Annotated in this window: 19 protein-coding genes; 8 read left to right on the forward strand and 11 right to left on the reverse strand. The window is 69.5% G+C overall.

The genetic code is table 11. The features are described from left to right. Window positions 1-4 precede the first annotated feature (4 nt). The 7 genes from EEJ31_RS12320 to EEJ31_RS12350 all read right to left on the reverse strand — a co-directional run bounded on the left by EEJ31_RS12320 (window position 5) and on the right by EEJ31_RS12350 (window position 8,671). A complete protein-coding gene (locus EEJ31_RS12320) occupies window positions 5-271 on the reverse strand; it encodes a hypothetical protein (RefSeq protein ID WP_123046591.1) in 267 nt (88 codons plus the stop codon). Between the two features lie 4 nt (window positions 272-275). Then, window positions 276-722, reverse strand: a complete 447-nt coding sequence (locus EEJ31_RS12325; RefSeq protein WP_123046592.1) for a GNAT family N-acetyltransferase — start codon at window positions 720-722, stop codon at window positions 276-278. Between the two features lie 8 nt (window positions 723-730). After that, window positions 731-3,310 (reverse strand): valine--tRNA ligase, encoded by a 2,580-nt coding sequence (gene valS / locus EEJ31_RS12330; RefSeq protein ID WP_123046593.1) that lies wholly within the window; start codon window positions 3,308-3,310, stop codon window positions 731-733. Between the two features lie 164 nt (window positions 3,311-3,474). Beyond that, window positions 3,475-5,163: a dipeptide ABC transporter ATP-binding protein gene (locus EEJ31_RS12335; protein ID WP_123046594.1), complete on the reverse strand. Its 1,689-nt coding sequence runs from the start codon at window positions 5,161-5,163 to the stop codon at window positions 3,475-3,477. Beyond that, window positions 5,160-5,954: an ABC transporter permease gene (locus tag EEJ31_RS12340; RefSeq protein WP_233563883.1), complete on the reverse strand. Its 795-nt coding sequence runs from the start codon at window positions 5,952-5,954 to the stop codon at window positions 5,160-5,162. Before EEJ31_RS12340 ends, EEJ31_RS12335 begins: the two co-directional genes overlap by 4 nt. A 62-nt stretch (window positions 5,955-6,016) precedes the next feature. Continuing rightward, complete coding sequence (locus EEJ31_RS12345; RefSeq protein ID WP_123046596.1) at window positions 6,017-7,012, reverse strand: ABC transporter permease; 996 nt, start codon at window positions 7,010-7,012, stop codon at window positions 6,017-6,019. Between the two features lie 15 nt (window positions 7,013-7,027). Next, window positions 7,028-8,671: an ABC transporter substrate-binding protein gene (locus EEJ31_RS12350; RefSeq protein WP_123046597.1), complete on the reverse strand. Its 1,644-nt coding sequence runs from the start codon at window positions 8,669-8,671 to the stop codon at window positions 7,028-7,030. Between the two features lie 92 nt (window positions 8,672-8,763). On the opposite strand from EEJ31_RS12350, the gene EEJ31_RS12355 reads away from it, so the two are divergent. Further along, window positions 8,764-9,384 carry a TetR/AcrR family transcriptional regulator gene (locus EEJ31_RS12355; RefSeq protein ID WP_123046598.1) on the forward strand — a complete coding sequence of 207 codons (621 nt, stop codon included), beginning with the start codon at window positions 8,764-8,766 and terminating at the stop codon, window positions 9,382-9,384. 143 nt (window positions 9,385-9,527) lie between these two features. Here the strand turns inward: EEJ31_RS12355 and EEJ31_RS12360 are convergent, their stop codons facing one another. Beyond that, entirely contained in the window at window positions 9,528-10,232 is a 705-nt protein-coding gene (locus EEJ31_RS12360; protein ID WP_148040185.1) for a hypothetical protein, read from the reverse strand. Between the two features lie 696 nt (window positions 10,233-10,928). On the opposite strand from EEJ31_RS12360, the gene ileS reads away from it, so the two are divergent. Genes ileS through ndk form a run of 4 tightly spaced genes read left to right on the forward strand, consistent with a single transcriptional unit; the run spans window position 10,929 to window position 16,516 of the window. Continuing rightward, on the forward strand, window positions 10,929-14,375 hold the full coding sequence (ileS, locus tag EEJ31_RS12365) for an isoleucine--tRNA ligase (RefSeq protein WP_123046600.1): 3,447 nt from the start codon (window positions 10,929-10,931) through the stop codon (window positions 14,373-14,375). Beyond that, window positions 14,368-15,744, forward strand: coding sequence for a bifunctional folylpolyglutamate synthase/dihydrofolate synthase (locus EEJ31_RS12370; protein ID WP_123046601.1), 1,377 nt, complete (start codon window positions 14,368-14,370; stop codon window positions 15,742-15,744). Before ileS ends, EEJ31_RS12370 begins: the two co-directional genes overlap by 8 nt. Next, the gene (locus tag EEJ31_RS12375; RefSeq protein WP_123046602.1) at window positions 15,741-16,100 is read left to right on the forward strand and encodes a DUF4233 domain-containing protein; all 360 of its coding nucleotides are present in this window, start codon (window positions 15,741-15,743) and stop codon (window positions 16,098-16,100) included. The genes EEJ31_RS12370 and EEJ31_RS12375 overlap by 4 nt, the downstream gene beginning before the upstream one ends. Next, on the forward strand, window positions 16,097-16,516 hold the full coding sequence (ndk, locus tag EEJ31_RS12380; RefSeq protein WP_123046603.1) for a nucleoside-diphosphate kinase: 420 nt from the start codon (window positions 16,097-16,099) through the stop codon (window positions 16,514-16,516). Before EEJ31_RS12375 ends, ndk begins: the two co-directional genes overlap by 4 nt. 112 nt (window positions 16,517-16,628) lie before the next feature. On the opposite strand, the gene EEJ31_RS12385 is transcribed toward ndk, so the two are convergent. After that, complete coding sequence (locus tag EEJ31_RS12385) at window positions 16,629-17,231, reverse strand: vitamin K epoxide reductase family protein (protein ID WP_123046604.1); 603 nt, start codon at window positions 17,229-17,231, stop codon at window positions 16,629-16,631. Window positions 17,232-17,503: 272 nt separating this feature from the next. On the opposite strand from EEJ31_RS12385, the gene EEJ31_RS12390 reads away from it, so the two are divergent. Then, window positions 17,504-20,005 carry an Rne/Rng family ribonuclease gene (locus EEJ31_RS12390; RefSeq protein WP_123046605.1) on the forward strand — a complete coding sequence of 834 codons (2,502 nt, stop codon included), beginning with the start codon at window positions 17,504-17,506 and terminating at the stop codon, window positions 20,003-20,005. 90 nt (window positions 20,006-20,095) lie between these two features. On the opposite strand, the gene EEJ31_RS12395 is transcribed toward EEJ31_RS12390, so the two are convergent. Then, window positions 20,096-20,677, reverse strand: a complete 582-nt coding sequence (locus EEJ31_RS12395) for an RraA family protein (RefSeq protein WP_123046606.1) — start codon at window positions 20,675-20,677, stop codon at window positions 20,096-20,098. Window positions 20,678-20,804: 127 nt separating this feature from the next. On the opposite strand from EEJ31_RS12395, the gene EEJ31_RS12400 reads away from it, so the two are divergent. Both EEJ31_RS12400 and EEJ31_RS12405 read left to right on the forward strand, forming a co-directional pair. Continuing rightward, window positions 20,805-21,995: a CaiB/BaiF CoA transferase family protein gene (locus EEJ31_RS12400; protein ID WP_123046607.1), complete on the forward strand. Its 1,191-nt coding sequence runs from the start codon at window positions 20,805-20,807 to the stop codon at window positions 21,993-21,995. Then, window positions 21,992-22,834 (forward strand): HpcH/HpaI aldolase/citrate lyase family protein, encoded by an 843-nt coding sequence (locus EEJ31_RS12405; protein ID WP_123046608.1) that lies wholly within the window; start codon window positions 21,992-21,994, stop codon window positions 22,832-22,834. The genes EEJ31_RS12400 and EEJ31_RS12405 overlap by 4 nt, the downstream gene beginning before the upstream one ends. Here the strand turns inward: EEJ31_RS12405 and EEJ31_RS12410 are convergent. After that, window positions 22,831-23,508, reverse strand: a complete 678-nt coding sequence (locus EEJ31_RS12410; RefSeq protein WP_123046609.1) for a GntR family transcriptional regulator — start codon at window positions 23,506-23,508, stop codon at window positions 22,831-22,833. The genes EEJ31_RS12405 and EEJ31_RS12410 overlap by 4 nt on opposite strands. Window positions 23,509-23,527 lie beyond the last annotated feature (19 nt).

The following is a 23,527-nucleotide window of genomic DNA, read 5'->3' on the forward strand; positions in this document are numbered from 1 at the left end:
CGGCTCAGATCCAGTCGTCCTCGTCGGCGCTCTCCACGGCCGGCTGGGTGATGGTCGCCGAGTCCTCGCCCGCGTTGTAGCGGATGACGGTGCCGTCGTCGAGCTCGATGACCGGCTTCCCCTCCAGCCAGGTCAACGTCCAGCGCCACTGCTGCGCGTCGTCGCCGACGGCGTCAAGCTCGTCCTCCACGGCGCGCACGGCGAGCTCCATCACGTGGGGGAGTCCGTCGGGCAGGTCACCTCCCAGCGGCCACCGGGTTCCGAGCTGCATGATCTCAGACCTCGATCTCGTACGTCAGCCACTCGGTGCGGGCACCGAGGGCGTCGTAGAGCTTCTGGGCTTCCTTGTTGTCAGGCTTCGTCACGAGCTCGATCGTGCTGAGGTCGTTTTCGCGTGCGTATACCTGGGCGAAGGCCATCAGCGCGTGCCCGACCCCGGCGTTCCGTCCCTCAGGCTTCACGTAGATGTCGTCGAGGAACAGCCCCCGGCGCGCCGTGAGGGTGTGCGGCACCTCCCGGTAGTGCACGAACCCGACCAGGTTTCCGTCGTCGTCGTGCGCCGCAGCGCCGCCGAGCTCGTGGTTCTTGTCGCTGATCCAGCTCCAGACCCGCAGCGCCTTCTCATCGGTGACTTCCACCTCGTAGAAGCTGCAATAGCCCGCGAACAGGTCGAGCCACGGGAAGAAATCCCGGTCCCTGAGCGGACGTACCGTTACTGCCATTGCTTCTCCTAACTCTCCGGCACCGTGGCGAGCACGATGTCGGCCACCGCCAGCTCGGTGCCTTCCGCGAACGACAGGTCGTCGATGCGACCCACCGCCCTCAGGTCTGAGGCTACCTGCGAAAGCAGGGTTGTCTCATCCGTTGTACCGCTAATTACAGCAGATGCCACGGGGGTCTTCTGGGAGGCTTTCGCGTCGGTCTTCGCGCGTCGGATGCCCGTGAGTGCCCGGCTGGCGAGTTCGAGCAGCCCCGGGTTGCCCTCGGTGGGGAGTTCGGCGACGGTCGGCCAGGTGGCGGCGTGGATCGACCCGTCGTTCGACCAGGACCAGGCTTCTTCGGTGGCGAAGGGCACGAACGGGGCGAAGAGGCGCAGCATGGCGGACAGGGCCACGCGCAGGGCGGCCACAGCGGATGCCTGCGCGTCGCCCGGCTCCCCGTACGCGCGCTCCTTGACCAGCTCGAGGTAGTCGTCGCAGAACGTCCAGAAGAAGTTCTCGGTGACCTCCAGCGCCCGGGCGTGGTCGTAGTTCTCGAACGCGGCGGTGGCCTGCTCGATGACCAGGGCCAGGGTGGCGAGCATGCTCTGGTCGATGGGCTCGGTGACCGGGGCGTCGGCGGCCCCCTCGAACCCGAGGATGAACTTCGACGCGTTCAGGATCTTGATGGCCAGGCGGCGGCCGATCTTGATCTGGGTCGGGTTCTTCGGGTCGAACGCGGCGTCGGTGCCGAGACGCGAGGAGGCGGCCCAGTAGCGCACCGCGTCGGAGCCGTGCTGCTCGAGCATGTCGGCGGGGGTGACCACGTTGCCCTTGGACTTCGACATCTTCTTGCGGTCGGGGTCCACGATGAAGCCCGACAGGGCGGCGTTCGCCCACGGGGAGCGGCCGTGCTCCAGCTCGGAGCGGAGGAGGGTGGAGAACAGCCACGTGCGGATGATGTCCTGGCCCTGCGGCCGCAACGAGTACGGGTAGACGAGGTCGAAGAGCGCCGGGTCGCGCTCCCAGCCGCCCGCGAGCTGCGGGGTGAGCGAGGAGGTGGCCCAGGTGTCCATCACGTCGACCTCGCCGACGAACCCGCCGGCCTGGCCGCGCTGGCTCTCGTCGTAGCCGGGCGCCGGGTCGGAGGACGGGTCGACCGGCAGCAGCTCGCGGGTGGGCAGGATCGGCTGGTCGTAGACCGGGTTGCCGTCGGCATCGAGCGGATACCAGACCGGCAGGGGCACACCGAAGAAGCGCTGCCGCGAGACGAGCCAGTCACCGGTGAGGCCGTTCACCCAGTTCTCGTAGCGCACGCGCATGAAGTCGGGGTGCCAGTCGAGGTCGGTGCCGTGCGCGATGAGGCGGGCCCGGAGTTCCTCGTCGCGGGCGCCGTTGCGGATGTACCACTGCCGCGTCGAGACGATCTCGAGCGGCTTGTCACCCTTCTCGAAGAACTTCACCGGGTGCACGATCGGCTTCGGCTCGCCGATCAGGTCCCCGCTCTCGCGGAGCAGCTCCACCATGGCCTGCTTCGCGGAGAAGACGGTCTTGCCGGCGATCTGCTGGTAGGCGGCCTGACCGCGCTCGGAGGTGATGACATCCGGTGCGTCGGAGATGATGCGGCCGTCGAAGCCGATGATGGCCCGGTTGGGCAGGTCTAGCTCGCGCCACCACACCACGTCGGTCACGTCGCCGAAGGTGCAGATCATGGCGATGCCGCTGCCCTTGTCCTTCTGCGCGAGGTGGTGCGCGACGATGGGAACCTCCACGTCGAAGACGGGCGTGCGCACGGTGGTGCCGAAGAGCGCCTGGTAACGCTCGTCGTCCGGATGCGCGACGAGCGCCACGCAGGCTGCCAGCAGTTCCGGGCGGGTCGTCTCGATGTCAACGGTGCCGCCGCCCTGCTGGTGGAACGACACGCGGTGGTACGCGGCGGCCTGGTCCTTGTCTTCCAGCTCGGCCTGTGCGACCGCGGTGCGGAACGTGACGTCCCACAGGGTGGGGGCCATGGCCTGGTAGGCCTCGCCGCGCAGGACGTTGCCGAGGAACGCGAGCTGCGAGGTGTAGAGCGCCTCCTGGCCGATGGTGCGGTAGGTCTGCGTCCAGTCGACGGAGAGGCCGAGGGTGCGCCACAGCGCCTCGAACTGCTTCTCGTCTTCGGCGGTCAGCCGCTCGCACAGCTCGATGAAGTTGCGCCGGCTGATGGGCTTCTGGTCGGCGGCCTTGATGCTCTTGCCGTCGCCGCCCTCGTGTGGCGGCTCGAAGTCGTTCTCGTAGGGGAGCGACGGGTCGCACCGCACGCCGTAGTAGTTCTGCACCCGGCGCTCGGTGGGCAGGCCGTTGTCGTCCCAGCCCATGGGGTAGAACACGCTCTTGCCGCGCATGCGCTGGAACCGGGCCACGACATCGGTGTGCGTGTACGAGAAGACGTGCCCGATGTGCAGCGACCCGGAGGCGGTCGGCGGGGGCGTGTCGATGGAGTAGATGGAGTCGCGGCTGGCGGACTCGCGGTCGAACCGGTAGGTGCCGCGGTTCTCCCAGATGGCCTCCCACTTCGATTCCAGTCCTTCGAGGGCTGGCTTTTCAGGGACGCGGTCGGCAGTACTCATGGGTCTCCGGTTCGTATAGGCGGCACCGTGTCGGTGGTGAGGTGCCTGATTGTCTCCTCTAATCTACCGGACGGCGGCTGGCCTCCGGCCTCCCATCGCGGGTGCGGGCTTTCTGCCGCCTCGCGCGGTCGGAGGCGGCAGTTCGGGCGCACTCGCGGAGACGGTCAGGCGGGGAGAAGGGGCACCGCGGCGAGCAGCTGCGCGGTATACGGATGCCGCGGGTCGGCGAAAACAGCGGACGCCTCGCCGGTCTCCACGATGCATCCGTTCTGCATCACCGCGACACGGTCGCTCATGTGCTGCACCACGCCCAGGTCGTGCGAGATGAACAGCAGGCTGAGCCCTCGCTCCCGTTGCAGCTCGTCGAGGAGGTCGAGCACCTGCGCCTGCACCGTCACGTCGAGGGCCGAGACCGGCTCGTCGCACACGAGCACGTCGGGCCGGGCGGCCAGCGCCCGCGCGATGCCCACGCGCTGCCGCTGGCCGCCGGAGAGCGACAGCGGGCGCCGGCCGAGCAGTGTCGCCGGCAGTGCGACGGCGTCGAGCAGCTCCCGCACGCGGGCGGATGCCGCGGGCCCGCTCCTTCTGCCGCCGGTCACCGCGTCGAGGAGGATGTCCTGCACGGTGAAGCGGGGATCGAAGGAGCCGAGGGCGTCCTGGTAGATCGCGCCGATCGCGGGCCGCAGGGCGCGCCGCTCGTTCTCCGGTATTCCGGTGAACGGGTGGCCGAGCAGGCGCACCTCGCCGGCGTCGGGCGCGGTGAGCGCGAGGGCGAGGCGCGCGGTTGTGGTCTTGCCCGACCCGGACTCCCCGACGATCCCGAGCGTGGTGCCGCGCTCGAGCCGGAACGACACGTCGTCCACGGCGAGGAACTGCCCGCCGCCGGGCCGCCGGAACGACTTCACGAGCCCGCGCGCCTCGAGCACCACCTCCCGCGCCCCGCCCGTCTCTCCACGCGAGTCGTTAGTTGTGGTCGCTATTGCCGACCTGTTGCGACCACTACCAACGACTCGCGTGTCTGTGGAGGTGGGGGCGAGGGCGGTGTGGCGGGGCTTGTCTGCGGGGATGGCGGCGAGCATCCGCTGGGTGATCGGATGCGTGGGCGCGGCCAGCACCCGCACCGCCGGTCCCGACTCCACGATTCGACCCTCCGCCATCACCGCGATGTCGTCGGCGATGCGGCTCACCACGGCGAGGTCGTGGCTGATCAGCAGGATGCCGGTGCCGGCGGCTTTCAGGTTTTCCAGGAGGTCGAGGATCTGTGCCTGCACGGTGACGTCGAGGGCGGTGGTGGGTTCGTCGGCGATGAGAAGGGGCGGGTCGAGGGCGATGGCGGCGGCGATGAGGGCCCGCTGGCGCTGCCCGCCGGAGAGCTCGCCGGAGCGCTGTCGCATCCGTTCGCCGGCGTCGGGCAGGCCAACGGCCGCGAGAAGCTCCCGCACGCGGGCCTGCCGCGCCACGGCGTCCAGCGGCATGTGCAGTCGCAGGGAATCGGCGACCTCCCGACCGACCGGCCGGAGCGGGTCGAGGGACACCAGGGCGTCCTGCAGCACGAGGCCGACATCCTTGCCGCGGCGGCGGCGCCAGGCGCGCTCCGAGAGCCCGAGCACGGATGAGCCGGCCACGGCGAGCGCGTCGGCCTCCACCCGGGCGCCGGCTCCGGCGAGGCCGAGCAGGCTGCGGGCGGTCACGCTCTTGCCGGAGCCGGACTCGCCGACCAGGGCGAGGCAGCGGCCGGCCGAGACGTCGAACGAGACGCCGCTGACGACGGGAGTGCCGCCGAAGACGACGCTGAGGTTCAGCACCCGGGCGACGGCGGAGGGGGCGTCGCCCGTGTTCGGCTCTGCGCTCATGCGTACCGCGCCCGTCTCTCGATCGCCCGGCCGAGCACCGTGGCCGCGACGGCCGTGAGCACGATCACGAGGCCCGGGAAGAAGCTCATCCACCAGGCGGTCGTGAGGTAGGTGCGCCCGGCGGAGAGCATGGCGCCCCACTCGGCGGCCGGAGGCTGCGCGCCGAGCCCGAGGTAGCTGAGGGCCGACGCCCACACGATCGCCTGTCCGACGCCGAGCGTGCCGAGCACGAACAGCGGGGCGAGGGTGTTCGGCAGGATGTGGCGCAGCAGCAGCTGCCGCCGGGTGCGCCCGAGCACGGTCGCCGCCTCGACGAACGAGGAGCGCCGAACGGCCAGGAGCTGGCCGCGGATGATGCGCGCGTACCCGGGCGACGCCGAGAGTCCCACGGCGACGGTGGCGGTCCACACGCCGGGGCCGAAGATGAGGATGAACAGGAGCGCGAGCAGCAGCCCGGGGAAGGCGAAGAGCACCTCGAGCAGGCGGTTGACGCTGAAGTCCACGGCAGGGCCGAGCATCCCCGCGATCGTGCCGAGCACCAGTCCCACCCCGAGGCCGATGGCCGTGGCCGCGAAGCCGATTACGAGCGATGTTCCCGCGCCGTGCACCACCCGGGTCCAGATGTCCCGGCCGGACTCGTCGGTCCCGAACCAGTGCGCCGGCGACGGTGGCTGGAAGGCCGCGGCAGGGTCGATGCCGAGCGGGTCGCCGGGGGCGAGGAGCCCCGGCAGGAGGCCGGCCACCAGCAGGAACAGCGCGACGACGACCGCGAGCACCTCGAACGGCGTCACCCGCCGCCCGCGCGACCGCGACCGCTCGCCGCGGCTGAGTGTGGCCTGCACCTCGAGTTCGCTCACGCAGTCCTCCCGCGCGGGTCGAGCAGCGCACCGGCCAGGTCGGTGACGAGCGTCATCAGGATGTATGCCAGCGCCACGATCAGAACGACCCCGATCACGACCGGCACATCGCGGAGGGTCACCGCGTTCAGCAAGGTGCGGCCGAGGCCCGGCCGGGCGAAGATCGTCTCCACCACCACGGCGCCGCTGATGAGCGACCCGAACGCCCAGCCCGACAGGTTCACCGCCGGCAGGGCGGCATGCCGCAGTACATGCACGAAGCGGATGCCGAGCTCGCCTTCGCCGCGCGCCCGCGCCGACAGCACGAAGGGCGATTCCAGCGCCGCCTGGAACGACTCGCGCATGATCTGCCCGAGGAACCCGGCCAGCGGCACCGCGAGGGTCAGCACCGGCAGCACCAGCCCCACCGGGCCGGGCGTGCTGATCGGCGGCAGCACCCCCAGCCAGGTGCTGAACAGGATGATGAGCGCGGTCGCCAGCCAGAAATGGGGAAGGGCCGCGGCCGTGATCTCGATCCCCGACCCCACCGCCCAGGCGGTTTTGCCGCCGAGCGTCGACCAGGTGGCGAGGGCGAGGGCGAGCAGCCACGCGACGGCCAGTGCGAGCAGCGCGAGCAGGAGCGTGCCGCCGAGTTGGGCCAGCAGCAGGGGAGCGACATCCATGTTCAGGGCGTAGGAGCGGCCGAGGTCGCCGGTGGCCAGGCGGCCGAGTTCCCGCAGGTACTGCACCAGGAGCGGCTGGTCGAAGCCGTATTCCGCGCGTACCGCCGCGAGCGCCTCGGGGGACGCCTGGGAGCCGGGACCGCCCAGCACGGCCTGCGCCGGGTCGCCCGGAATCAGGCGCACGGCGAAGAACGTCAGCGTCGCAACCGCCCACAGCACGAAGAGTCCGCCGGCGCTGTGCACCAGCACCGGGTGCAACGGGCCCCGGGAACGCCGAGCCGGCGGCCGTCTCGTGACGGCCGCCGGTGCCGGTGACCCGCTCTCTCGCATCCTTTAGTCAGCGGGTCAGGCAGCGAGCCAGGCGTCGTAGAACGTCGGCGTCGAAACCGTCGGCAGTGCCCGCAGCCCCTTCACGGTGGTGCGGTAGAGGTAGTGGTTCTGCTGGTCGTACAGCGGCAGGAGGTAGAAACCCTCGAGCAGGCGGTTCTGCGCCTTCGTGTAGAGGTCGGCGCGGGCGTCGGGATCGCTGGTCTTTGCGGCCTGGGTGAGGAGCGCGTCGAGCTTCGGGTCGTCGACCTGGGCGAGGTTCGCGAAGTAGCCGCTCGGCGCCGGCGTGATGCCGTCGGAGTGGTACAGGATGCGCAGCACGTCCGGGCCGACCTTCGTGTACGGGGCGCTCACGGCGTTGTAGTCGTTCGCGGCAAGGGCGCCGTACCAGCTGGAGAGATCCATGGGCGTCAACTGCACATCGAATCCGGTCTGCTTCGCCGTCGCCTGCAGTTGCTCGAACAGCGACTGCTCCGCGGGGATGGACTGGTTGGTGCTGACCGGGAACACCACAGTCAGGCGCTTTCCGTCCTTGACGCGGAAGCCGTCCGCGTCGCGCTTGGTCCAGCCGGCCGCATCGAGCAGCTGGTTCGCCTGGTCGGGGTCGTAGCCGAAGAGGTCGGGCCGGGAGACCGCGAGTGCCTCGGCGCTCGACAATGCCGACGTCGAGCGCTTCGTCGTGTCGAAGAACAGGCTCTTCACGGCGGCGTCGATGTTTGCCGAGCGGATGAAGGCCTCCCGCACAAGCGGGTCGTTGAACGGCGCCTTGCCCGAGTTCAGCTCGATGCGGTTCGACGCGCCCGGCCGGGGTGCGTCGAGGTGCGCGATCTGGTCGCTCTTCTCCGCCTGCACGATCGTGTCGGGCTGCGCGTTGTCGATCACGTCCACCTGGCCGGACTGCAGCGCGGCGTACCGCGATGCGGAATCCGGGATGAACTTCCACACGATGCTGTCGAGGTAGGCGGGGCCGGTGTGGGCGGAGTCCGCCGGGCCCTGCGTGTAGTCGTCGTTCCGCACCAGGGTCACCGAGTCCTGCTTCACCCACTTCGTGACCATGAACGGTCCGGTGCCGACCGGCGACGCGCAGTTCTCGTCCTGCGTGCGCTTCAGCGCCGTGGGCGATTCCATGGCGACCCACACCTGCGACAGCGACTCCAGCAGGGCGCTGTCCGGAGCGCTGAGGTGCAGGCGCACGACCTGCGGCGAGACGGCCTCCGTGCTGGTGATCTTCTGCAGGGCGAGGTAGCCCGTGGAGGAGCCGGTCGCCGGGTCCTGCACATGGGCGATGTTCGCCTGCACGGCGGCCGCGTCGAACGGGGTGCCGTCGGTGAACGTCACGCCGTCGCGGAGGGTGAAGTCCCAGGTGAGGCCATCGGCGCTCTCCTTCCACGACGTCGCGAGCCAGGGGATGATGGCGCCCTTGTCGTTGCGGGAGACGAGCGACTCGAGATACTGCGTGGCGATCAGCGCCTGTGGGTAATTGCCGCCCACGTGCGGGTCAAGGCAGCTGGGCTCCGCGTCGCCCGACGCATAGGTGAGGGTGCCGCCGGACACCGGGGTGCTGCTGGCGCTCGGGGTCACCGATGCCGGGCTGCACCCGGTGAGGCCGAGCGCGGAGACCGCCGCCAGGGCGATGAGGAGGGTGGACGCACGCTGTCGCATCGAATCGCTTTCCCACACCGGAGTGTGCAATTTGTGGACTCAGCCCATAAACTGGGCGTCCCTCCAATACTAGAGCTTCGGGAGTAGCGATCATGAACGCACGTGGACCGGACGAGCCCGGCCGGCCCGGAAGGCCCCGCGGGTCGTCGCGGGAGATGCTGCAGGAAGCGGCCTCGGAGCTGTTCCTCGAGCAGACCTACGCCCGCACCACCATCGAGCAGATCGCACGGCACGCCGGCGTGAGCCGCAACACCTTCTTCAACTACTTCCAGGCCAAGAGCGACCTGCTCTGGGTGGAGGTCGACGTGAGCCTCGAGCGCCTGCCGGCGGCGTTGCGCGCGGCGGGTCCGAGTGAGCCGACGGATGCCGTACGCCGGGCCTTGCTCGACGTCGCGTCGGACTTCGGCCCGGCGCGGGTGCCCTGGGCCCTGACCCAGCAGGAACTGATGGCGACCACGGGCGAGCTCGAGGCATCCGCTCTGTCGCGCCTGTCGGCGCAGGCGCACCTGCTCGCCGGCTTCGTCGCACGTCGGGCGGACGGGGCCGACGGGCTGCTGTGCCGCGGCTTCGCCGTCGCCGTGCTGTCCGCGGCCGCGGCCGCGGCCGTCGAGTGGGCCGGCGCGGGGGTGGCCCGCGGGAACCTGGCACCCTACGTCGACGCGGCCATCGCCCCGGTCTGCGAGGGATTCCGGGGCCGATTCAGCCAGCCGTGACCTCAGCCGCATCGAAATGCGAAAAGCCTCGACTCACGACAAGCCTCGACTCACGACAAGCCGAGACTCGTGACTGGCCGAGACTCCTGACGGCGCGGGGCCACCATCACACGACGGATGGTGGCCCCTGCCGGTCGGGCGGGTTACAGCGAAGCGCACTGCCCGATGCGGTGACCGGTGACCATGTTTGCTTCACCGTGCGAGTCGCCCACCTGCGGCGCAGGCGAGTTTCCCAGGCAGACAAGGCTGCCGTGGATGGTGTTGGTGACAATCTCGTTGGAGTCACTCGACGAGGTGTCGATCGACATCAGGCTCGTGGTTCCGTGCTGCACGTTGCGGATGAACCCGAACCAGCAGCCTTGCCAGCCGCTGATGTGGACGTTGCCGTGGATGACGTTGTCCTTGACCGGGAAGTTCAGCGCGCCGCCCATTTCCTCGCAACCGGGGTTGTCCCCGGGAACGGGAACGCCGCCGCCCACCGAAACCAGGTTTCCATGGATTGTCAGGCCGTCCAGCAGCAATGTGAGCGGTTGGTTCGCCACGATGCTGCCCTTGACCTGGTCGTGTGACACACCGTTCGGGCAGATCGTCGGTCCGCCGGGGAAGGCCGGCAGCGTCAGGGCTTCGGAACAGCCGAGGCCGAGCTTGGCGCCGGGTCCCACCAGCACGTTGCCCCTGATCATCACGGTGGACGCCGTGACCGCCTTGAGTTCGGAGCCGGCGGCGAGCGTGAGATGTCCGCGCACCGTGACGTTCGCACCATCGGGGATCGTGCACACCCCCGTCACGGTGAGGTTGTTGTAGGTGCCGGAGGCAATCGTCCCGCTGGCGCAGGTGGTGTTGCTCATCGGCGCTGCATGGGCCGGTGCCGCGTGTGCGGGTGCGGCAGCCAGGAGCAAGGCGGCGACACCGATGGCCGCCGCGAAGGTCGTACGAAGGGCTTTCATTTCGGGCCTGGGTTTCCAGAGAGGTGAGACCCTGCTGATCCCGATGGAGTCATACGCACCGGCATGCAGCAGGGCGTTGATGTTTCAAACGGTCGAGCATGCGCTCGTTCCTGAATCGATCCTGTGCCGGAATGAGCCAGTCCGGCCCGAGGAGTGACGGGGACCGCGGGAAGAGTCGTTCTGCCGTGAACGGATCTTCGCCTGTGATTCATATTCTCCAGAGGCCGGCGGCGTGGCGTCAAGAGGAATGCTCGCGTTCCCTGCGAGCGCGCGCCTCATCCCGTCTGCCACGCCTGAAACAGGAAAACCATGGGGCGTGCCGGCCCATCAAGCGTGCCGTCCTCGAATCTCCTGTTTCACGAACGGGATAGGATTGTCGGCAACGACAGTGAACCGGCCATCACCGGTGAGTCTTCGGAAGAACAGCAGGCATCCGCTGCCCGCCCAGTAGAACCGAACGGGTTGGCCCGTCACAGCCGCAACGAGCGGTCGTCGGAAGGCGACAAGCGAGGTGGTACCGCGGCGGTTTCCGGAAGGTGACTGTTCGTCCTCGTGGAACAGGCCAGAATTTCCGTCTCACGCCCGTCCAGGAGCAGCATGTCGTACCCCAAGGATCAGTCCAGCAGCGCGGATTCCTTCCGCACCCCGAGCCGGGGCGTGCAGGCCTCACCGGACTTCCCGGCGATCGAGACCGAGATCCTCGCGTTCTGGAAGCAGGACGGCACCTTCCAGGCGTCCATCGACAACCGCGAGGGCGCGCCGGAGTGGGTCTTCTACGACGGCCCGCCGTTCGCCAACGGCCTGCCGCACTACGGACACCTGCTCACCGGCTACGCCAAGGACCTCTTCCCCCGCTTCGAGACCATGCGCGGCAAGCAGGTGCACCGCCGCTTCGGCTGGGACACCCACGGCCTGCCCGCCGAGCTTGAGGCGGAGCGCCAGCTCGGCATCACCGACAAGAGCGAGATCGAGAAGATGGGCATCGGGGCGTTCAACAAGGCCGCCCGCGACGCCGTGCTCCGCTACACCCACGAGTGGCAGGCGTACGTCACCCGCCAGGCCCGCTGGGTGGACTTCGAGAACAGCTACAAGACCCTCGACGTGACCTTCATGGAGTCGGTGATCTGGGGCTTCAAGCAGCTCTACGACAAGGGCCTCGCCTACGAAGGCTACCGGGTGCTGCCGTACTGCTGGCGCGACCAGACGCCGCTGTCGAACCACGAGCTGCGCATGGACGACGACGTCTACACGATGCGCCAGGACCAGACCGTCACCGTCACGTTCCCGCTGGTCGGCGCGCGCGCCGAGAGCCTCGGCCTCACCGGCGTGCGGGCGCTGGCCTGGACGACCACGCCGTGGACGCTTCCGACGAACCTCGCCCTCGCCGTGGGGCCGGAGATCCAGTACGCGGTGGTGCCGGCCGGTCCGAACGGAACGCCGGACGCGACCGTCATGCGCGAACAGCTGGTCGCCGAGGACCGCGACGAAGCATCCGTTGCCCCCGCCGTCGAACGGGCCGAGACGAACGCGCTCGGCGCGGAGTACCTGCTCGCCATCGACCTCGTCGGCAACTACGCCAAGGACCTCGGCTACGACTCCGCCGAGGAGGCGCGGGCGGCGGTGGAGCGCACCATCCCCGGCCGCGAGCTGGAGGGCGTGTCGTACGACCGCCTGTTCGACTACTACGCGGATGCCGACACCTGGCGCACGCAGAACGCCTGGACTGTTCTCGTGGCCGATTACGTCACCACCGAGGACGGCACCGGCATCGTGCACCAGGCGCCCGCCTACGGCGAGGAAGACCAGAAGATCTGCGAGGCCGCCGGCATCCCCGTGATCATCTCGCTCGACGACGGCGGGCGCTTCCTGCCGAGCGTTCCCGACGTGGCCGGCCAGCTCTGGTTCGACGCGAACAAGCCGCTCACGCAGCTGCTGAAGGCCGAGGGGCGGCTGCTTCGCCAGGCCAGCTACGAGCACTCCTACCCGCACTGCTGGCGGTGCCGCAACCCGCTGATCTACAAGGCCGTGTCGAGCTGGTTCGTGCGCGTCACCGAGTTCCGCGACCGCATGGTGGAGCTGAACCAGGAGATCACCTGGGTTCCCGACAACGTGAAGGACGGCCAGTTCGGCAAGTGGCTGGCCGGAGCCCGGGACTGGTCGATCAGCCGAAACCGGTACTGGGGTTCCCCGATCCCGGTCTGGAAGAGCGACAACCCCGACTACCCGCGCATCGACGTCTACGGCTCGCTCGACGAGCTCGAGGCCGACTTCGGCGTGCGCCCCACCGACCTGCACCGGCCGTACATCGACGAGCTGACCCGCCCGAACCCGGACGACCCGACCGGGCAGTCAACCATGCGCCGGATCACGGATGTGCTCGACGTCTGGTTCGACTCGGGCTCGATGCCGTTCGCCCAGGTGCACTACCCGTTCGAGAACCGGGACTGGTTCGAAAGCCACAACCCCGCCGACTTCATCGTGGAGTACATCGGGCAGACCCGCGGCTGGTTCTACACGTTGCACGTGCTCTCGACCGCCCTGTTCGACCGGCCCGCCTTCAAGAACGTGGTCAGCCACGGCATCGTGCTCGGCAACGACGGGCAGAAGATGTCGAAGTCGCTGCGCAACTACCCCGACGTCCGGGAAGTGTTCGATCGCGACGGGTCCGACGCCATGCGCTGGTTCCTGATGAGCTCGTCCGTGCTTCGCGGCGGCAACCTCGTCGTCACCGAGGAAGGCATCCGCGAGGGCGTGCGCCAGCTCATGCTTCCGCTCTGGAGCACCTGGTACTTCTTCTCGCTGTACGCCAACGCGTCGGGCGAGAACGGTTACGAGGCACGTTGGCGCACCGACTCCGCCGACGTGCTCGACCGCTACCTGCTGGCGAAGACGCGCGAACTCATCGACGACGTCACCGCCGACCTCGAACAGCTCGACAGCACCCTCGCCGCCGGAAAGCTGCGCGACTTCGGCGATGTGCTCACCAACTGGTACGTGCGTCGTTCCCGCGACCGGTTCTGGACCGGCGTGGACGCATCCGGTGTCGGTTCCGAGGCGTTCGACACCCTCTATACCGTGCTTGAGACCGTGACGCGGGTGGCCGCCCCGCTGCTGCCGCTCGTCAGCGAGAAGATCTGGCAGGGCCTCACCGGCGGTCGCAGCGTGCACCTGACCGACTGGCCCGACGCATCCGCGTTCCCCGCCGACCACGCGCTCGTGACGGCCATGGACCAGGTGCGCGCCATCAGCTCCACCACGCTGTCGCTCCGCAAGCAGGCGGGTCTCCGCGTTCGGCTCCCGCTCGCCTCGCTCACCGTCGTCACCGGCGACAGCGCCGCCCTCGCACCGTTCGAGGCGATCCTCCAAGACGAGGTGAACGTCAAGGCGGTGCGCCTCGTGGAGCTCGAGGAGGGCAGCGCCGCAGCGTACGGGATCACCTCCAAGCTCACCGTGAACGCGCGGGCCGCCGGTCCCCGTCTCGGCAAGAACGTGCAGCAGGTCATCAAGGCCGCCCGCGCGGGAGACTGGAGCGAGGACGACGGCACGGTCACGGCCGGCGGCACCCTGCTGCTTCCCGGCGAGTACGATCTCGAGCTCAGCGTCGGCAGCGGCCAGTCCGAGTCAGGCACCGCGCTCGCGCTGCTGCCCGGCGGCGGGTTCGTGCTGCTCGACACGGTCACCACGCCGGAGCTCGAGGCCGAGGGCCTCGCCCGCGACGTGATCCGCGCCGTGCAGGACACCCGCAAGTCCGCTGGGTTCGACGTGAGCGACCGCATCCGCCTCGACCTGGTGTTCGCGGATGCCGGCGACCAGGCGGCCATCGCGGGTGCGGCATCCGCCGTCGACATCGCCGCCGAGACCCTGGCCACCCGCTTCGCCGTGCACGGCTGGCCCGAGGGCGCCGATGGGCTGCCCTCGGAATGGCTGCAGGCCTACCTCGGCGCGGCGCCTTCGCACTATGTTCGCTTCGAGGCCGGGCAGTACGCCAACCGGGGCGCGTTCCTGGCGGCCGTTTCGAAGCAGGAGGGACTGACGGATGTCTGACCAGAGCGATTCGGGCGCCGACCGGTGGCGTGAAGCCGGCGACGCCGTCTATGAGGCACTCCTCGGACGTGTCGGCGAGGCCAACCCGCAGCCCCGGCTCGAGCCCACCCGCCGGGTGATGGAGCTGCTGGGCGACCCGCAGGCGGCGTACCCGATCATCCACATCGCCGGCACCAACGGCAAGACCAGCACCAGCCGCATCACCGAGAGCATCCTGCGGGCCTACGGGCTGCGCACGGGGCTTCTCACCAGCCCGCACCTCGTGCGGCTCAACGAGCGGATCGTGATCGATGGTGTTCCCATCACCGACGAGGCTCTGGCGGCGAACTGGGAGGACATCCAGCCCTACCTGCAGATGGTCGACGCCGAGCTGCTCGCCACGGGCGCCGAGCCGCTGACGTTCTTCGAGGCCCTGACGGCGCTGGCGTTCGCGAGCTTCGCCGACGCGCCCGTCGACGTCGCGGTGATCGAAGTGGGCATGGGCGGGGAGTGGGACTCCACGAACGTCGCCGACGGCCAGGTGGCGGTGTTCACGCCCATCGCCCTCGACCACATGGCGCGCCTCGGCAACACCGTGGCCGAGATCGCGCGCACCAAGTCGGGCATCATCAAGCCCGCCGCCCGGGTGGTCTCCGCGCTGCAGACCGAGGAGGGCCAGGAGGAGCTCGAGCGGGCCGCCGAGCTCACCGAGTCCACCCTCGCCACCGAGGGCGACGCCTTCGAGCTCACCGACAGCACGGTGGCCGTCGGCGGCCAGATGATCTCGGTGCGTGGCCTCGCCGGAACCTACTCCAACCTGTTCCTGCCCATGTATGGCAAGCACCAGGCGCAGAACGCAGCCGTGGCGATCGCCGCGGTCGAATCGTTCCTCGGCGCCGGCACGCAGGCGCTGGTCGGGGATGTGCTGGCCGAGGGCCTGGGCGCGGCGACCTCGCCCGGCCGCCTGCAGCTCGTGGGCGTTGAGCCCACCGTGCTCGTCGACGCCGCGCACAACCCGCACGGCGCGGCCGCGCTGGCGGGCGCCCTCAGCACCTACTTCGACTTCGATGAGATCGGCGCGGTCGTCGGCGTGCTCGGGGACAAGGACGCCTCGGGCATCCTGGCCGCGCTCGACCCGATGGTGGACCGCTACTTCGTCACCCAGTCCCACTCCGACCGTTCGGTGCCCGTCGACGACCTCGCGGACCGCGTCAGTGACTGGTTCGGCGAGGAGAAGACGCAGCGCTCCGGCGACGTCGAGCAGGCCCTGGAGGATGCGCGGGAGTGGGCGCGTGAGTCACCCCGCCGTGCCGTGCTCGTCACCGGCTCCATCGCGCTCGTCGGCGAGGCCATCGCCATCGCGGAGGCGGGGGAGTGGATGACCCGATGAGTGACCCCGAGCCCCGCCGGGCCCCGCGCTCCGTGAAGCGATCCCTCGCATCCATTGTTCTCGGCTTCGAGGTCATCGTGGTGTTCCTTGCCGCCCTGGTGCTCTTCGGACTGCAGGCGCTGCCGCCGGTCGTCGCACTCGCCGGGGGCGGCATCCTCTGCCTCGTCATGCTCGCGACGATCGCCCTGCTTAGGTTTTCGTTCGCCTACGTGGTTGGCTGGATCATCCAGGCCATCGTCGTCGCATCCGGGTTTCTCAACCCGGGATTGTTCTTCGTAGGAGCCATGTTCGCCGCCATGTGGACCTACTGCATGGTAAGCGGCACCCGTATCGATCGTCAGAAAGAGAGCGTATGAACGCCGTCGAAGAAACCCTCGTCCTGGTCAAGCCCGACGGGGTCGCCCGCAACCTCACCGGGGAAATCCTGCGTCGCATCGAGGCCAAGGGGTACTCGCTCGTGGACGTGAAGCTGCTGCAGGCCGACCGCTCGCTGCTCGCGAAGCACTACGCCGAGCACGAGGGCAAGCCGTTCTACGAGCCGCTCGTGGAGTTCATGGAGAGCGGCCCCATCGTGGCGCTCCGCATCGCGGGCAACCGCGTGATCGAGGGGTTCCGGTCGCTGGCCGGCACCACCGACCCCACCACGGCCGCGCCCGGCACCATCCGCGGCGACCTCGCCCGCGACTGGGGCCTCAAGGTGCAGCAGAACCTCGTGCACGGCTCCGACTCGCCCGAGTCCGCCGCCCGCGAGCTCGCCCTCTGGTTCGCCTGACGCCTTCACTCACCGTTCCCGCTCACGCGAGTGAGCAGCTTTTGCGGGAATAGCTGCGGCATTCCCGCAAAAAGTGCTCACTCGCGGCCAGGGGAGTGGGGTCTCGAGGCAGTTACAGGCGGTTGAGGAAGTCCATCTTCAGCTGGGCGATGACGGCCACCACCAGGTAGCTGGCGAGGGTGATCACGACGATCCACGAGAAGGCGCCTGCGGCGGCGCGACGAACGGATGCCGGTACGGGAATACGTCCGGATTTCAGGTTGTAGAGCGTCACGGCCCAGAAACTCGCAATGGTGACCGCCCAGGTGACCATGCACCACGGGCACAGCACGTCGAGCACGAAGATGCTCTGCGTGATCAGCCAGATCACCAGCGCCAGCGCGGCTGCGACCCCCAGGTTCGTGCAGATCCAGAACCAGCGCGACAGGCGGGCGCCGCCGAGGATGGCGGCCCCGATCGTGCCGAGGATGCTCCACCCGGCGAGCCCGATCAACGGGTTCGGAAAGCCGAAGACCGCGCCCTGCGGCGACGACAGGTTGGTGGAGCAGCCGATGAGCACGCTGAAGTTGCACGACAACTGCGCGTCGGCGTTCTCCAGCAGCGCGAACTTGTCGAGCGTCAGCGCAAAGGCGGCGGCGAAGCCGATCACCGCCGCCACGACGAGGAAAACAGCGAGACCGACGGGACGTTTGGTGTGGGCGGTGACAGGCACCATGGGATTATCCCACGCGTCGGCACCGGCTCCGGTCGATACCGTGCGATAATCGACGGGTAGGCCGAGCCGCGCTCGCGCCAACGCCAAGAAGGCTTAATGGGCGGTCAACGCCCGAATTCATTGGTCCCACGACCAAAGGTATTAGCAACCAGAGCCAAGAGCCGGTTGCGTCGGAGAAGGATTTGTGAGGGAACGCCCCGGCGTCACTTCGCACGAGAGAGTACCCGGATGGGTGGCGCGGCCACCCAGACCGGTCAAGGAGCGCACCAGAGATGGTGGAAGAAAACGAAAACAAGAGGCGTAAAGGCCTGTTCGGAACGCGCAAGGTATCCCGGAGGGCAGCGCTCTCCACAGGCGGGCAGCCGGTGACGACGCCGCGGGAGACCCCGGTCGAGGCACCGGATGCGCCTGAAGCGCCGGCGGCCCGGCAGCCCGAGCCGCCGGCATCCGTTGCCGAGCCCGCACCGGCCACCGCCACCGAAGGCACGGCGACGGCGCCGACGGGAGCGGGCCAGGCGTTCGGGTTTCAGAGTCCCGACGCCGGCGCTGAAGACAACACCCTGACAACGGATGCCGCAGCTCCGTCGGCGACGCCGGCGCGGCGCCCGACGACGTCGCTGATCTTCCAGGCCCCCGACCTGCCGCCGCTTCCGGAGCGCACGGGCGACGACCGCCGCTCCGACCGCTACGACGACGAGGAGCCCGTCTCCACCGTGCGCCGGCGCGCCCGCCGCCGTTCCGGCGAGGAGAACCAGGGCGGCTCCGACGACCCGGCGAACACCGTCGTCAAGGTGCGCACCCCGCGCGAGGCCGACCTCATCACCGAGCCGCAGCGCATCAAGGGTTCCACCCGCCTGGAGGCGAAGAAGCAGCGCCGCCGTGACGGCCGTGACGCCGGGCGCCGCCGCCCGGTCATCACCGAGGCCGAGTTCCTCGCCCGCCGCGAGTCCGTCGACCGCACGATGGTCGTGCGCGCCAAGAACAACAAGATCCAGATCGGCGTGCTCGAAGACGGCGTACTCGTCGAGCACTACGTGGCCAAGAACCAGGACGCGTCGCTCATCGGCAACGTGTACCTCGGCCGCGTGCAGAACGTGCTGCCGAGCATGGAGGCCGCGTTCGTCGACATCGGCCGCGGACGCAACGCCGTGCTCTACTCCGGCGAGGTCGACTGGGACGCGGCCGCCGAGAAGGCGTCGAACAGCAACCAGGCCCGCCGCATCGAGCTGGCGTTGAAGCCCGGCGACAAGGTGCTCGTGCAGGTCACCAAGGACCCGGTCGGCCACAAGGGCGCCCGGCTCACCAGCCAGGTGTCGCTGCCGGGCCGCTACCTCGTGTACGTGCCCAACGGGTCGATGAACGGCATCAGCCGCAAGCTCCCCGACACCGAGCGCGCCCGCCTCAAGAAGATCCTCAAAGAGGTCCTGCCCGAGAACGTGGGCGTCATCGTGCGCACCGCTGCCGAGGGCGCGACCGACGAGCAGCTGAAGCTCGACGTGAACCGCCTCACCTCGCAGTGGGCCGACATCAGCACGCAGGTCGAGACCGTCGGCGCGCCCGCCCTGCTGCACAGCGAGCCCGACCTGCTCATCAAGATCGTGCGGGACGTCTTCAACGAGGACTTCCAGAAGATGGTCATCTCCGGTGACGAGGCCCGCGCCACGATCGAGAACTACCTGCGCCAGGTCGCGCCCGACCTGCTCGAGCGGGTGGAGCGCTTCGAGGGCGACCGCGACGCGTTCGACGAGTACCGCATCTCCGAGCAGATCGAGAAGGCGCTCGACCGCAAGGTGTGGCTGCCCTCCGGCGGCTCGCTCGTCATCGACCGCACCGAAGCGATGACCGTCGTCGACGTCAACACCGGCAAGTTCGTGGGTTCCGGCGGCAACCTCGAAGAGACCGTCACCAAGAACAACCTCGAGGCTGCCGAGGAGATCGTGCGGCAGCTGCGCCTGCGCGACATCGGCGGCATCATCGTCGTCGACTTCATCGACATGGTGCTCGAGTCCAACCGCGACCTCGTGCTCCGCCGCCTCGTCGAATGCCTCAGCCGCGACCGCACCAAGCACCAGGTCGCCGAGGTCACCTCGCTCGGCCTCGTGCAGATGACCCGCAAGAAGCTCGGCCTCGGGCTCCTCGAATCGTTCAGCGAGAACTGCGAGGTCTGCGCCGGCCGCGGAATCGTGGTGCACCACGACCCCGTGCTGAAGCACAAGCAGACGCCGCAGCCGCAGCAGGAACGCCGCACGCGCAGCGGCAAGGGCAACGGCAACGGCGGCAACGGGTCGAACCACAACGGTTCGAGCACCGGCCAGCACACCGACAAGGCCGTGCACGCCATCACCGATGACGCCAAACAGGCCCTCGCGATGATCGCGGCGAGCACGCTGCACCCGACGACCGGCTCGATCAACATCGGCGAGCCGAGCGACGCACCCGCCACGGCATCAGGGCAGGAGAAGCCGGCCCCGGCATCCGCTGCAAAGCCGCACGCGACGGATGCGGCGGGCCCGGCCCCCGAGGTGGCCGGCGCCGCCGAGACCACGGGCCCCGTCGCGATCCTCGACATCCCGGTGAAGAAGTCGCCGCGCTCCAAGCGCACCGTGAGCAAGCAGGTCACGGAGCAGCTCCTCGACTCCGTGCTCGAGGCGTTGCCCGAGCCGAAGCAGCCCGGTCAGGGCCGCTCGCGCAGCCGCCGGGTGACCACGGCGGGCGGGTCGACGAACTCCGCGCCGCAGATCGTCACCCCCACGGCCGAGGCGCCCGAGCAGTAACGCGCACCCGCGCCACCGAGGTGGCCACTTCCGGTCGAGATGGACAGGCGCGCCTGTCCGTCTCGACCGGAACTGGCCACCTCGGCGCGGTCAGACACCGATCTCGGCGCGCTGCGTCGCTTCGGCCGCATGCTTCGCTTCGGCCCGCGCGAGCACCGCGTCCAGTTCCTGCCGGCGGATGACCACCACGCCGTCGTCGTCGCCCACGACGACATCGCCCGGGCAGACCGCGACTCCGCCGATCGCGACGGGGATCTGCTGACGGCCCGGGCCGTTCCGGTAAGGACCGGCCGGGGTGATGCCGCGCGCGAAGACCGGGAACCGCATCGCGCCGATGTCCTGTGCGTCGCGCACCGCACCGTCGATGACCATCCCGGCCAGGCCGCGCGCCGCCGCCCGCCCGGCCATGAGCTCCCCGATGAGGGCCCGGTCCGCGTATCCGCCGGCGGCGACGACGATGACATCACCCGCTGCGGCCTCGTCGATGGCCGAGTGGATGGCCTTGTTGTCGCCGGGCGCCGTCAGCACGCAGAACGCGGGACCCACCATGCGCGCGCCAGGCCAGACACTCTTGATCGGTGCCTCCATCACGAACAGGCGCTCCATGGCGTCGCCGATGTTCGCGGTCGGCAGGGCACCGAGGCGGTCCCGGCTGGCGTCATCAAGGGTCATCGCGGGTCCTTCGTACGTCGCTGTAGCAAACAGGGCTTCACGCAGCGACAGTAACGGACGGTCCACTGCTCAGACAACCACGGGTCGCGCATCCCCGTCGCAGGGATTGCATGTTATATATAATTCTATGGACTCCGCACTCTCCGGCCTACGCATCATCGACTGCGCCACCCTCTTCGCCGGCCCCTTCGCCGCAACCATGCTCGGCGACTTCGGCGCCGACGTGATCAAGGTGGAGCATCCGCGGCGCCCCGACCCCAGCCGCGGCCATGGCGCCACCAAGGACGGCCAGGGGCTCTGGTGGAAGAGCCTGGGTCGCAACAAGCGCACGGTCGCCGCCGACCTCAAGTCCGACGACGGGCGAGCGGTGCTCCTCAAGCTCGTGGAGTCCGCGGACGTGCTCATCGAGAACTTCCGCCCAGGCACCCTCGACCGCTGGGGCCTCGGCTTCGACGAACTCACGCGCGTCAACCCCCGGCTGATCGTGCTGCGCGTGACCGGATTCGGGCAGATCGGGCCGCGGCGCTCCGACCCGGGCTTCGGCACCCTGGCCGAGGCGATGAGCGGGTTCGCCGCAATGACCGGTGAAGCGGATGGCCCGCCCACGTTGCCGCCGTTCGCCCTCGCCGACGGCGTGGCCGGCCTCACCGCCGCCTACGCCATCATGGTTGCGCTGTGGTCTCGTGAGCGGACCGGCCGGGGGCAGGAGATCGACCTCGCCCTGATCGAACCGCTGCTCGGAATCCTGGGTCCCCAGATCAGCACGTACGACCAGCTGGGGAGAAAGCCGGTGCGAACCGGAAACCGCACCACGAACAATTCGCCGCGCAACACCTATCGAACGCGCGACGGCAAGTGGCTCGCCATCTCGACGTCGTCCCAGTCGATCGCCGAGCGCGTGCTGCGACTCGTCGGCCATCCCGAGTACATCGACGAGCCCTGGTTCGCGACCGGCCAGCAGCGCGCACAGCACTCCGACGTGCTCGACGCCGCCGTGGGGGCGTGGGTCGCCGAGCGGGACTCCGGTGAGGCCCTCGCAGCCTTCTCCGCCGCCGAAGCGGCCGCCTCGCTCATCTACGACGTCGAAGACATCATGAACGACGAGCAGTACCAGGCGCTCGGAACCATCCACGCCATCGACGATCCCGACCTCGGCCCGATGAAGATGACGAACGTGTTCTTCCGCATGTCGGAGACGCCCGGGGAAATACGCTTCACCGGCCGGGCCACCGGCGCGGACACGGACGCCGTGCTCCGGGAACACGGATTCGACCCCGAGCAGATCGAGGCGATGCGCCAGAAGGGTGCCATCGCATGAGCCGGCCCATGATCACCTGGCTGTACAGCCCGCCGAACCGCGCGGACCGGATCCTGAAGGCGATGAGCTACGGCGCCGATGCCGTCATCTACGACCTCGAGGACGCCGTCGCGCCGGGGGAGCGGGGGACCGCCCGCGCGAACCTCCAAGCCGCACTCGACGGTTTCGTCGCGACCGACGACACGCCGCACCTCCAGGTGAGGGTGAACCCGGTCGGCACGGATGACTTCGGGCGCGATCTCGAGATGGTGCACGCGATTCCGGCCATCCGGTCCATCCGCGTTCCCAAAGTGGCCTCCGCGGCCGAGCTCGACGAGATCGTCGGCCGAGCCGGGCGCCAGCTGGGCGTGCACGCGCTCGTGGAGACGGCATCCGGTGTGCAGAACCTGCCCGAGATCTGCGCGCACGACGGCGTGACCGGGGTGAGCCTCGGCGAGGGCGACCTGCGCGCGGAATTGCGGATCACCGGCGACGTCGTGCTCGACCAGATCCGCGGCGCGCTGGTCATCGCCCTCGCGGCGGCGGGCAAGCCCAGCCCGATGGGCGCCGCCTCGCTCAACATCCGTGATCATGCCGCGCTGTTCGCCGACACCCAGCACCTCGCCCGCCTGGGCTACCTCGGCCGCACCGCGATCCACCCGGGGCAGCTCGAGCACATCCGCGCGGCGTTCCGGCCGGACCCCGCCGAGTATGAGCGGGCGCGCGCCATCCTGGCGTCCCTCTCCGGCACGGATGATCCCGCGCAGAACGCGTCGGCGCTGGCAGACGGCACGTTCATCGACCGGCCCGTCGTGGTGCGCGCCCAGCAGGTCGTCGCCCTGTGGGAGGCGACGAGCTAGGGCTTCCGCAGGCGGAAGCGCACGCTCTCGCCGATGTGCGCCTCCATGGCCTGTGCCGCGGCGTCGGCGTCGTGGGCCCGTAGCGCCCTGATCAGCCGCTCGTGGGCTTCGAGGGCCCGCGCGGCGTGCTCGGGCGATGTCCACAGCGACGCGGAGCGCGGCACCGGGTGGTTGCTCCAGATTTCCTGCAGCTTCGGGTAGATGATGTGCGGGCCGCCCGCCGCGACGATCACCGAGTGGAAGCGACGGCTGAGCTCCGCGAGGCGTGCGGAATCCTCGTTCGCGACGAGGCCCGTCATCTCCGCATGGATGCCGTCGAGCGCCGCGAGGTCGGCCTCGCCGATCGAGGTGGCGGCGAGTCGGGCGCCGAGGCCCTCCACGGCTCCGCGCAGCAGGTAGAGCTCGTTGAGCGCGGCGTCCCCGAGGGTGCTGACCGCCGAGCCCCGGTTCGGTGAGTGCGTGAGAAGGCCGGTGGCCTGCAACTGGCGGATCGCCTCGCGCACGGGCGTGTACGACACGCCGAGCGTCTCGGCGACCTGCTGCTGGCGGATCCGCGAACCGGGCTCAAGAGCGCCGGACAGGATCTCCTGCCGGATCCACTCGTACACGAACTGGGTCTTCGAGACCGGCAGCGCGTCCGGCGCAGCGCGCGTCGCCCGGTCGCCGTCATCCATGCCGTCATCCTACTGACCG

Source organism: Cryobacterium tepidiphilum, assembly GCF_003716325.1.
GTDB classification, from domain to species: Bacteria; Actinomycetota; Actinomycetes; order Actinomycetales; family Microbacteriaceae; genus Cryobacterium; species Cryobacterium tepidiphilum.

What these genes read in the sequence shown, in the direction of transcription:
- EEJ31_RS12400 (WP_123046607.1), top strand. Translation starts at nt 20,805, where the DNA reads ATGGACTCCGCACTCTCCGGCCTACGCATCATCGACTGCGCCACCCTC.
- EEJ31_RS12360 (WP_148040185.1), bottom strand. Translation starts at nt 10,232, where the DNA reads ATGAGCAACACCACCTGCGCCAGCGGGACGATTGCCTCCGGCACCTAC.
- EEJ31_RS12350 (WP_123046597.1), bottom strand. Translation starts at nt 8,671, where the DNA reads ATGCGACAGCGTGCGTCCACCCTCCTCATCGCCCTGGCGGCGGTCTCC.
- EEJ31_RS12410 (WP_123046609.1), bottom strand. Translation starts at nt 23,508, where the DNA reads ATGGATGACGGCGACCGGGCGACGCGCGCTGCGCCGGACGCGCTGCCG.
- EEJ31_RS12320 (WP_123046591.1), bottom strand. Translation starts at nt 271, where the DNA reads ATGCAGCTCGGAACCCGGTGGCCGCTGGGAGGTGACCTGCCCGACGGA.
- EEJ31_RS12325 (WP_123046592.1), bottom strand. Translation starts at nt 722, where the DNA reads ATGGCAGTAACGGTACGTCCGCTCAGGGACCGGGATTTCTTCCCGTGG.
- valS (WP_123046593.1), bottom strand. Translation starts at nt 3,310, where the DNA reads ATGAGTACTGCCGACCGCGTCCCTGAAAAGCCAGCCCTCGAAGGACTG.
- EEJ31_RS12370 (WP_123046601.1), top strand. Translation starts at nt 14,368, where the DNA reads ATGTCTGACCAGAGCGATTCGGGCGCCGACCGGTGGCGTGAAGCCGGC.
- EEJ31_RS12345 (WP_123046596.1), bottom strand. Translation starts at nt 7,012, where the DNA reads ATGCGAGAGAGCGGGTCACCGGCACCGGCGGCCGTCACGAGACGGCCG.
- EEJ31_RS12405 (WP_123046608.1), top strand. Translation starts at nt 21,992, where the DNA reads ATGAGCCGGCCCATGATCACCTGGCTGTACAGCCCGCCGAACCGCGCG.
- EEJ31_RS12375 (WP_123046602.1), top strand. Translation starts at nt 15,741, where the DNA reads ATGAGTGACCCCGAGCCCCGCCGGGCCCCGCGCTCCGTGAAGCGATCC.
- ileS (WP_123046600.1), top strand. Translation starts at nt 10,929, where the DNA reads ATGTCGTACCCCAAGGATCAGTCCAGCAGCGCGGATTCCTTCCGCACC.
- ndk (WP_123046603.1), top strand. Translation starts at nt 16,097, where the DNA reads ATGAACGCCGTCGAAGAAACCCTCGTCCTGGTCAAGCCCGACGGGGTC.
- EEJ31_RS12335 (WP_123046594.1), bottom strand. Translation starts at nt 5,163, where the DNA reads ATGAGCGCAGAGCCGAACACGGGCGACGCCCCCTCCGCCGTCGCCCGG.
- EEJ31_RS12390 (WP_123046605.1), top strand. Translation starts at nt 17,504, where the DNA reads ATGGTGGAAGAAAACGAAAACAAGAGGCGTAAAGGCCTGTTCGGAACG.
- EEJ31_RS12395 (WP_123046606.1), bottom strand. Translation starts at nt 20,677, where the DNA reads ATGACCCTTGATGACGCCAGCCGGGACCGCCTCGGTGCCCTGCCGACC.
- EEJ31_RS12385 (WP_123046604.1), bottom strand. Translation starts at nt 17,231, where the DNA reads ATGGTGCCTGTCACCGCCCACACCAAACGTCCCGTCGGTCTCGCTGTT.
- EEJ31_RS12355 (WP_123046598.1), top strand. Translation starts at nt 8,764, where the DNA reads ATGAACGCACGTGGACCGGACGAGCCCGGCCGGCCCGGAAGGCCCCGC.